Origin of the sequence: Pedococcus sp., from assembly GCF_036554925.1 — a bacterium.
Classification (GTDB): Bacteria; Actinomycetota; Actinomycetes; order Actinomycetales; family Dermatophilaceae; genus Pedococcus_A.
In genome coordinates this window covers 1-9,252 of record NZ_DATBMI010000217.1, presented here as the reverse complement: position 1 = coordinate 9,252, position 9,252 = coordinate 1, and the positions used below count along the sequence as shown (strand labels likewise).

Here is a 9,252-nt window from a genome sequence, read left to right as displayed (position 1 = left end):
CAGTGAGGCGGCGAGGTTGACCGTGACCGAGGACTTGCCGACGCCGCCCTTGCCGGAGGCCACGGCATACACGCGGGTGAGGCTGCCCGGCCGCGCGAAGGGGATCTCGCGCTCGGGGGTGCCGCCGCGCAGCTGCTGGCGCAAGGTGGTGCGCTGGTCGTCGCTCATCACGCCCAGGGTGACCTTGACGCCGTTGACGCCCGGCACCTTGGCCAGTGCCACGGTCGTGTCCTTGGTGAGGGTGTCCTTCATCGGGCATCCCGACACGGTGAGCAGGATCGTCACCGCCACGTGCCCGGCCTCGTCGACCGACACGCTCTCGACCATGCCGAGCTCGGTGACCGGCTTGCGGATCTCGGGGTCGATGACCGTCGACAGGGCCTCGTAGAGGGCGTCGTCGGTCACAGGGGCAGTGGGGGCGGACATGCCCCCATGCTAGGTCGCGGCCTGCTCGGGGGCGGAACCGGCCGCGTCCGCGGCGGTGTCGCCCTCGTCACGCCGGCGCACCTCGAGGCCGCGCTCGTCGAACTCATCGAGCAGGCCGCGCAGCTCGGACCGCACGAAGTCGCGGGTTGCGGTGTCGCTCATCGCCAGCCGCAGCGCGGCCACTTCGCGGGTGAGGAACTCGGTGTCGGCGAGGTTGCGCTCGTCGCGGGCGCGGTCCTGCTCGAGGGCCACCCGGTCGCGGTCGGCCTGGCGGTTCTGCGCGAGCAGGATCAGGGGTGCGGCGTACGAGGCCTGCAGGCTCAGCATGAGCGTGAGGAAGATGAAGGCGTAGGGGTCCCAGCGCAGGTCGGGCGGGCCGACGGCGTTCCAGGTGATCCAGACGGCGACGAACGCCGTCATGTAGATGAGGAAGCGCGGCGTGCCCATGAACCGCGCGAAGCGCTCGCTCCAGACCCCGAAGGTCTCCTGGGAGACGGTCGGCCGCGGCAGCAGCGCGCGGCGCACCTCACGCGGCTGGTCGATCCGTCCCGTGTCGCGGGGGGCGCGCTCAGCCATGCGTCACCTCGTGGCGGTCCTCGCGCCAGTCGTCGGGGAGGATGTGGTCGAGCACGTCGTCGACCGTGACCGCGCCGAGCAGGCGGCCGTCCTCGTCGACGACGGGGAGGCCGACCAGGTTGTAGGTCGCGAGCATGCGGGTGACCAGGCCGAGGGGGGAGTCGACCCGCAGCGGCTCGATCTCCTTGTCGAGGATGCCGCCGATCGCGCCGTGCGGGGGCTCGCGCAGCAGCCGCTGGATGTGGACGATGCCGAGGAACTTGCCGGTGGGCGCCTCGAGCGGCGGGCGGCAGACGAACACGGTGGACGCGAGGGCCGGGGAGAGCTCGACCTTGCGGACCACGGCCAGCGCGTGGGCGATGGTGGCGTCGGGCGCGAGGATCACCGGCTCGGTCGTCATGAGGCCGCCGGCGGTGTTCTCGTCGTAGGTCAGCAGCCGCCGCAGCGGGGCTGCCTCGTCGGGCTCCATGTGGCCGAGCAGCTCCTCACGCTGCTCCGGGGTGAGCTCCTTGAGGAGGTCGGTGGCGTCGTCGGGCTCCATGGCCTCGAGCACGTCGGCGGCACGCTCGCGCTCGAGGGTCGCCAGGATCTCGACCTGGTCGTCCTCGGGCAGCTCCTCGAGGACGTCGGCGAGCCTCTCGTCGGCCAGCGCGGCGGCCACCTCGGCCCGGCGTTTGGGGGTGAGCTCGTGGATGACCTCCGCGAGGTCGGCCGGCTTGAGGTCGTCGTAGGTCTCGAGCAGCTTGGCTGCGCTCTGGGCACTGCCGGAGCGGTGGATGCCCATGACGTCCTCGATCGGGACGAGCACCGTGGCGCCCCGCCGTCGCCGGAACGGGCCCAGGGAGCTGCGGGGCGCACCCCGCCGCACGAAGACCTTGGAGATGCCCCAGTCGCGGGTCCGCTCGCGCTCGATGGCGATGTCCTCCACGGTGGCCGTGTAGTCGCCCTCGGGGTCGCGAACCGTGACCTGGCGGTCGAGCAGCTCGGCCATGACGAGGACCTCGTTCGTGCGCTGCTCGAAGCGGCGCATGTTGACCAGCCCCGTGGTGATGACCTGGCCGCCGTCGACGGAGGTGACCCTCGTCATCGGGAGGAACACCCGGCGGCGGCCGGGGACCTCCACGACGAGGCCGATGACCCGGGGCCGGCGCCGCGACGCCCCGAAGGTCACCACGACGTCGCGCACCCGGCCGACCTGGTCGCCGAGCGGGTCGAACACGCTCAGGCTGGTCAGGCGGCCGACGAAGACGCGCGACGGGGTGCTCACACCGGCAAGGCTATCCGCCGGCGCCGTGGTCGTCCGGAAGGCGTGTGCCGCGGCGCCGCAGCGGGCGACCCCCGAGGTGCCACGGCCGCCACCCGGTGGTCGTCGCCGGGGAGGGTGGCACCGGCGCGGCGCCCGAGGTGTCCGGATAGCTGCCCGGCGCCTGGAGGGGAGCGCCGAAGGGCCGCAGCGCGCGGACGGTGCAGGACTGTGCCCACCGCTCGACCTGGTCGTCGACCGCGTTGAGACGGCCGGCCTTCAGGGCCTGCGTCGCAGGTTCCCAGAGCGGGTCGTCGACGGTCACGGTCCGCACGCTCGCCCGCACCGCGACGAGCCGGCCGCCGGTGTCCTTGCTGCGCAGGATGAGCGTCACCTCGTCGGGCAGCCAGGGGAGCTGCTGCTCGCCGGGCCCGGACACGATGAACACCGTGTCCTCGGCCCAGGCGTGCCACGCCGGCCAGGCGCGGTCGCCGGGCACGTCGATCCACAGCAGCCCCGACTTGCCCGCCGCCTCCGCGAAGAGAGCGGTGGCGTTGACCGTGGTACGGCCTTGGACGGGCGCGGCGGGACCACTGCCCGCGGGGTCCTCGGCACGCTCGGTCACACCGTGAACTGTGTCATAACCGCTGCTGCGACGTCTGCGCTAGCGTCCGCGCCATGCGCACCCCCAAGGAGTTCTACAGGCCGCTCGCCGTGGGCGCCCCCCTGCCGCTCACCGAGGTCCCGGCCCGGCCGTCGCGGGTGATCCACTTCTTCGATCCCAGCAACGAGAAGATGGCGGCGAAGGTCCCGGCCATGGTCGGCACGGTGGACGTCCTGCTCGGCAACCTCGAGGACGCCGTCAAGGCGGACAGGAAGGTCGCCGCGCGCGAGGGGCTCGTCGCGATCGCGAAGGCCACCGACTTCGGCGAGAACACCCAGCTGTGGGCCCGGGTCAACGCGCTCGACAGCCCGTGGGTGCTGGACGACCTGACCACCCTCGTCACCGAGATCGGCGACCGGCTCGACGTGGTCATGGTCCCGAAGGTCCAGGGCCCGGAGGACATCCACTACGTCGACCGGCTGCTCGCACAGCTCGAGGCCCGGGCCGGCCTGCAGCGACCGATCCTCGTGCACGCCATCCTCGAGACCGCCCGCGGAGTCGCCAACGTGGAGGCCATCGCCGGCGCGAGCCCGCGGATGCAGGGCATGTCGCTGGGGCCCGCGGACCTCGCCGCCGACCGGCGGATGAAGACGACCCGGGTCGGCGGCGGCCACCCCGGCTACCTCGTGCGCCAGGACCCGGCGGTGGTCGACGGTGCCCCCGACATCCACGGCGAGAGCTCCCCGCGTGCGACCTACCAGCAGGACCTGTGGCACTACACCATCGCCCGCATGGTCGACGCCTGCGCGATGCACGGGATCTTCCCCTACTACGGGCCGTTCGGGGACATCGCCGACGTCGTCGCCTGCGAGGACCAGTTCCGCAACGCGTTCCTCCTCGGCTGCGTCGGCACGTGGTCGCTGCACCCCGCCCAGGTCGCCATCGCCAAGCGCGTGTTCAGCCCCTCCCCGGAGGACGTCGCCCACGCGCGCCGTGTCGTCGCCGCGATGGGCGACGGCACCGGCGCCGTGATGCTCGACGGCAAGATGGAGGACGACGCGAGCCTCAAACAGTGCCTGGTCATCGTGGAGCTCGCCGAGCGCCTGGCGCGCACCGACCCGGAGCTCGCCGAGCTGTATGCCGCCGTGCCGGGCGAGGGCCCGGCCGGCGCCGAGGAGGGAGCGAGGTGAGCGGCGGGCAGGTGGCCCACCGCCCTCGCCGCTCGGTCCTCTACATGCCCGCCTCCAACGAGCGGGCCCTGGAGAAGGCCAAGACCTTGCCCGTCGACGCGCTGATCCTCGACCTCGAGGACGCCGTCGCCCCCGACGCCAAGGACCAGGCGCGCGAGAACGCCTGTGCCGCAGCCCGATCCGGCACGTACGGCCGCCGTGAGGTGACGATCCGGGTCAACGGCACCGGTACCCGGTGGCACGAGGCCGACCTCGCCGCGGCCGCGCAGGCCGGGCCCGACGGGATCGTCGTGCCGAAGGTCGGGTCGGCGCAGGAGGTCCTCGCGCTCGTCGCGGCGATGGAGGCCGCTGGGGCGCCCGAGCACACCGCCCTGTGGGCGATGGTCGAGACGCCGCGGGCCATGCTGCACTGCGAGGAGATCGCGGCCGCGTCGGACCGCCTCGCCGTGCTCGTCATGGGCACCAACGACCTCGCCAAGGAGCTGCACGCGGAGCACGTGCCGGGCCGGCAGCCGCTGCTGCCCGGTCTGGGGCTGTGCCTGCTCGCGGCCCGGGCCACCGGCACGGTGATCCTCGACGGGGTCTTCAACAACGTGAAGGACGCTGCGGGGTTCGAGGCGGAGTGCGTCCAGGGCCGCCAGATGGGGTTCGACGGCAAGACCCTCATCCACCCCGGGCAGGTCGAGGCGTGCAATGCGGCCTTCGCGCCGAGCGAGGCCCAGGTCGAGGAGGCCGAGGGGATCCTGGCTGCGTGGGAGGCGGGCGCCGGGTCCGGCGTGGTCACCTACCAGGGACGGATGGTCGAGAACCTGCACGTGGAGACCGCCCGCAGGGTCCTGGACACGGCCGCCGCGATCCGCTCGCTGCAGGTCGAGTCGCAGGGCTGACCCCGGGACGCGTCCGGGGCCCGACGCCCGGGGCATTGGGTGGGTCTCGGGCCCCGCGACGAAGTAGTCCCCCGCAGGAGGCAACCATTCGACCGTGGTGTGCGTCTTCTCAGGTGCGGCCGTCCCCGGGGGGGACGGTCGCGCCACGGTCGGGGTGATTCTTGACCAAACCTCAACCATCAGGACGCGTTGCACGCAACCGGAAGCGGTCGTCGTGCGTCAGCATGGGCAGACGTGCAGGGAGCACAGGTCCTGCCCGCACCGGAAGGGGAACAGGGGATGCCAGCGACTCGCGCGCGCCTGCTGAGGAGGCCGCTGGCGACGGCGCTGACGGCGGCTGCCCTGGCGACCGTTCTGGCCACCGCTGGCTGCGGGCTCGTGGAGGTGGCCAGCGACGACGCGGCGGCCACCTCGGAGCCGTCGTCCTCGCAGGCCACCACGCCGGCCGTGCCGGGCCCGACGCCCAGCGACGCCCCGACCACCCCGCCCGCCGCGACGTCCACGACCGCGCCGGCGCCCACGACCACCGCGGCCCCGACGACGCTCGGGCCGACGACGAAGCCGACGACCACGCCGACGAAGCCAAGGACCACGCCGACCACGCCGACCCCGACGGTGGAGCCCACTCCCACCGAGGGTGACACGCTCCACTCCGGTGACTCGGGCGCCTACGTGCGCAGCGTCCAGCAGCGGCTCAGCGACCTCGGTTACTGGCTGGGCACGCCCGACGGCAGCTACGGCTACCTCACCACCCAGGCCGTCATGGCGCTGCAGAAGGCCGCCGGTCTCGGGCGGGACGGCGTGTTCGGCCCGGCGACGCGGCAGGCCCTGCAGTCCGGGGTCCGTCCGCAGGCCCGGGTCGGGGGCACGGGCATCGAGATCGACAAGGCGCGCCAGATCCTGCTCGTCGTCCGCGGGGGACGCGTGGTCACGATCCTCAACACGAGCACGGGCAACGGCGAGCTGTTCGAGTCCTACGGCCAGCAGCGCCGGGCGGTCACACCGGCGGGGTCGTACCGGGTGTTCCGCAGCGTCAACGGCAACGACGAGGGGCCGCTCGGTGACCTGTGGCGACCCCGCTACTTCAACGGGGGCATCGCCGTGCACGGCGCCGCGTCGGTCCCGGCCTACCCGGCCTCCCACGGCTGCGCCCGGGTGAGCAACGCCGCGATGGACATGATCTGGGCCCAGAACCACATGCCGATCGGCGGGCTGGTCACCGTCTACTGACGCTCGGCAGGGTCGCCCGGCGCTCACCGAGGCGGGCCGCGACCCAGTCCAGCTGCGCACCGGCGTGGCCGCGCCAGTAGTCCCACGAGTGGTCGCCCCGGTCGACGGTGAGGGTGGCCGTGGGCAGGGCGCGGGCGAAGGCGCGGTTCGCGGCGAGGAAGGAGTCCCGGTCGCCGCAGTCGAGGCGCACGGGGATGGCGGCCAGGATGCCTGTGCGCCGGAAGACGTCGTGGCGTGCGAAGTCCGCGTCGTCGTCGAACGCCTCGGGCGGCTCGGCCGGCCGGCTGGTCCACAGAGCCGCGCTCGCCGCGACGACCGCGCCCACCCGTGCCGGCCCGAGCTCGCTGGCGAGCAGCAGCGCGCCGTAGCCGCCCATGGACCACCCCAGCAGGGCGAGCGGACCGGCATACCCCGTCTGCTCCGACAGCAGCGGCAGGAAGTCCTCGCGGACCATGGCCGCGGTGTCGATCCCGCTGCGGCGGGGGTGCCACCAGTGGTTGCCGCCGTCCACCGAGGCCACGGCGAGCCCGGTGCGGGCGACGTGGTCCTGCACGCGCTGGTCGTCGAACGCGTTGTCGGCGTTCCCACCCCGGCCGTGCAGCACCACGACGGTCGGCGGCGGCGCCCCGGCACGGTCGGGCACCGCGAGGCGCCAGCGGACCTCCCGCCCGGGCCAGTGGCTGCTGCGGAGCGAGCCGTCGCGCATCGCGACGCCCTGCGGCGCGCCCGGGCCGCAGGCAGCGACCAGGGCTGCGCTCGCGGCCAGCCCCGAGAGCACCGCGCGGCGGGTGACGGCCCCCATGCCGCGACGGTATCCCGTCCCCGTCTGCTGGAGGGAACGGGACACCGCCGCCGGCCGGCGGACGGCTACCAGCGGGAGGTCGCTGCTGCGACGAGGTCGCCGAGCACCTCGCCCTCGTCGACGTCGAGCCCGCGGCTGCGGAACCAGCGGCACATGTTCGCGGTGTCGCGCTCGAGGAACTCGAAACCGCGCGGGTTGCCGATGATGTCGACGATCTGCGGCCAGTCGATGAGGACCAGCTGCTCACCGTCCAGCAGGACGTTGTACGGCGAGAGGTCGCCGTGCGCCCAACCGCGCTGCGCCAGGACGGTCAGCGCCTCGCGGAGCTGCTCGAAGAGCTCGGCGAGGAGGTCCGGCGCGGGCCGGGTCTGCGCCAGCCGTGGTGCCGCCTGGCCGTCCTCGCCGATGAACTCCATGAGCATCTCGCGGTCGCTCAGCTGGACGGGGTAGGGGACGGGCAGCCCCAGCTCCCAGAGCGCGCCGAGCGCCTCGAACTCCGCTGCCGCCCACTGCCCCGAGAGCAGCTCACGGCCGAACTCGGTACGCCGGGCCATGGCCCGCATCTCCCGGCTGCGGCGGACCCGGCGGCCCTCCTGGTAGCCGGCGTCGCGGTGGAACATGCGGTGCTCGCTGGTGCGGTACCGCTTCGCCGCGAGCAGCGTGTCGAGCCGCGGGCTGCCGGCGCCGTCGGGGACCCAGCGGCGGACGACGTGGACGTCGGCCTCCTTGCCGGTCTTGAGGATGCCGAGGTCGGACTCGACGGCCCCGAGAGCGGTGATGACCCAGTCGGGCCGAGGCTTCGGTCCGTGGGTGGCGCCGTCCCAGGTCGACCATCGCTCGCCCTCGGGCGGGTCGTCGGGGCGGCTGTCAAACGAGAACTGTGGGTTCTCCTGGAATGCGTGCAAGACAGGACTCCAAGGTGAGAGTGATGTGGGCGCGGACGCGGCCCAGGACAGTCGTGGACATCTCGCGCCTCCTCGGAGTCGTGGCAACGGCGGTATGCCGTGCGGCTGGCTCCCAGCGTGCCAGCCGCGTTCCGGCCGCCGCCACCGGTTTTTTCGGGTGGTGGGACTCACATGCCGTTCGGGTGTCCGCGGCGGTGGGCGCTCGGCATACTCGCGGCAGGTCCCTTATCCCGCGACGCAAGGTGGCGAACGCGCATGTCCCGACTGCAGCAGACCGACGGCCTGACCGAGGAGCAGACCGAGCTGGTCAAGCTCGTGCGGGAGTTCGTCGAGGAGCAGATCCTCCCGGTCGCCACCGAGCTCGAGCACAGGGACGAGTACCCGACGCAGATCGTCGAGGGCATGAAGGAGATGGGGATCTTCGGGCTGATGATCCCCGAGGAGTACGGCGGCCTGGGGGAGTCGCTGCTGACCTACGCGCTGTGCGTCGAGGAGATCGCCCGCGGCTGGATGTCGGTCAGCGGCATCATCAACACCCACTTCATCGTCGCCTACATGATCCTGCAGCACGGCACGGAGGAGCAGAAGCAGCGCTACCTGCCGAGGATGGCGACCGGCGAGGTCCGCGGCGCCTTCTCGATGTCCGAGCCGGGCTGCGGTTCCGACGTCTCGGCGATCAAGACCAGGGCCGTGCGCGACGGCGACTCCGACGACTGGACCATCAACGGCCAGAAGATGTGGCTGACCAACGGCGGCTCGGCGAACCTCGTCGCGGTACTGGTGAAGACCGACACCGGCGCCGACTCGGTCTACAAGAACATGACGACCTTCCTCATCGACAAGACGGAGGGCTTCGGCGAGACGGCCCAGGGCGTCACGGTGCCCGGCAAGATCGACAAGATGGGTTACAAGGGCGTCGACACCACCGAGCTCGTCTTCGAGGGGCACCGGACGACGTCGGCGCAGATCCTCGGTGGGGAACCGGGTCGCGGCTTCTACCAGATGATGGACGGCGTCGAGGTGGGCCGCGTCAACGTGGCCGCCCGCGGCTGCGGCGTCGCCCGGCGCGCGTTCGAGCTGGGCATCGCCTACAGCCAGCAGCGCGAGACGTTCGGCAAGAAGATCGCCGACCACCAGGCGGTGCTGTTCCGCCTCGCTGACATGGCGGTCAAGGTCGAGGCGGCCCACGAGATGATGGTCAAGGCGGCCCGCAAGAAGGACTCGGGGGAGCGCAACGACCTCGAGGCTGGCATGGCGAAGTACCTTGCGTCCGAGTACTGCTCGCAGGTCGTCGAGGACTCGTTCCGCATCCACGGCGGCTACGGCTACTCCAAGGAGTACGAGATCGAGCGGCTCTACCGGGAGGCGCCGATGCTGCTGATCGGTGAG

At 72.5% G+C, this 9,252-nt stretch carries 10 protein-coding genes; 4 read left to right on the top strand and 6 right to left on the bottom strand.

Annotation, left to right across the window (positions count from 1 at the left end):
- The 4 genes from VIB11_RS16375 to VIB11_RS16360 form a co-directional block, all read right to left on the bottom strand.
- On the bottom strand, positions 1-426 hold a 426-nt coding region (locus tag VIB11_RS16375; RefSeq protein WP_332032658.1), incomplete at its 3' end, for a metal-sulfur cluster assembly factor.
- 9 nt (positions 427-435) lie between these two features.
- The gene (locus VIB11_RS16370; RefSeq protein ID WP_332032656.1) at positions 436-1,002 is read right to left on the bottom strand and encodes a DUF1003 domain-containing protein; all 567 of its coding nucleotides are present in this window, start codon (positions 1,000-1,002) and stop codon (positions 436-438) included.
- The gene (locus VIB11_RS16365) at positions 995-2,269 is read right to left on the bottom strand and encodes a magnesium transporter MgtE N-terminal domain-containing protein (protein WP_332032654.1); all 1,275 of its coding nucleotides are present in this window, start codon (positions 2,267-2,269) and stop codon (positions 995-997) included. Before VIB11_RS16365 ends, VIB11_RS16370 begins: the two co-directional genes overlap by 8 nt.
- Positions 2,270-2,279: 10 nt before the next feature.
- Entirely contained in the window at positions 2,280-2,870 is a 591-nt protein-coding gene (locus VIB11_RS16360) for a hypothetical protein (RefSeq protein ID WP_332032652.1), read from the bottom strand.
- Between the two features lie 53 nt (positions 2,871-2,923).
- Between VIB11_RS16360 and VIB11_RS16355 the strand changes: the two genes are divergently transcribed.
- From VIB11_RS16355 to VIB11_RS16345, 3 genes are all read left to right on the top strand, one after another.
- Positions 2,924-4,039 (top strand): CoA ester lyase, encoded by a 1,116-nt coding sequence (locus VIB11_RS16355; protein ID WP_332032650.1) that lies wholly within the window; start codon positions 2,924-2,926, stop codon positions 4,037-4,039.
- The gene (locus VIB11_RS16350; RefSeq protein WP_332032648.1) at positions 4,036-4,926 is read left to right on the top strand and encodes a CoA ester lyase; all 891 of its coding nucleotides are present in this window, start codon (positions 4,036-4,038) and stop codon (positions 4,924-4,926) included. The genes VIB11_RS16355 and VIB11_RS16350 overlap by 4 nt, the downstream gene beginning before the upstream one ends.
- 279 nt (positions 4,927-5,205) lie before the next feature.
- Positions 5,206-6,156 carry a L,D-transpeptidase family protein gene (locus tag VIB11_RS16345; RefSeq protein WP_332032646.1) on the top strand — a complete coding sequence of 317 codons (951 nt, stop codon included), beginning with the start codon at positions 5,206-5,208 and terminating at the stop codon, positions 6,154-6,156.
- Here the strand turns inward: VIB11_RS16345 and VIB11_RS16340 are convergent.
- Positions 6,143-6,958, bottom strand: a complete 816-nt coding sequence (locus VIB11_RS16340; protein WP_332032644.1) for an alpha/beta hydrolase — start codon at positions 6,956-6,958, stop codon at positions 6,143-6,145. The two genes, VIB11_RS16345 and VIB11_RS16340, sit on opposite strands and share 14 nt — an antisense overlap.
- A 65-nt stretch (positions 6,959-7,023) precedes the next feature.
- Positions 7,024-7,863, bottom strand: coding sequence for a serine protein kinase RIO (locus VIB11_RS16335; protein WP_332032642.1), 840 nt, complete (start codon positions 7,861-7,863; stop codon positions 7,024-7,026).
- A 255-nt stretch (positions 7,864-8,118) separates the two neighbouring features.
- Here VIB11_RS16335 and VIB11_RS16330 point away from each other — a divergent pair.
- The coding region (locus VIB11_RS16330) for an acyl-CoA dehydrogenase family protein (protein WP_332032640.1) at positions 8,119-9,252 on the top strand (1,134 nt) is incomplete at its 3' end.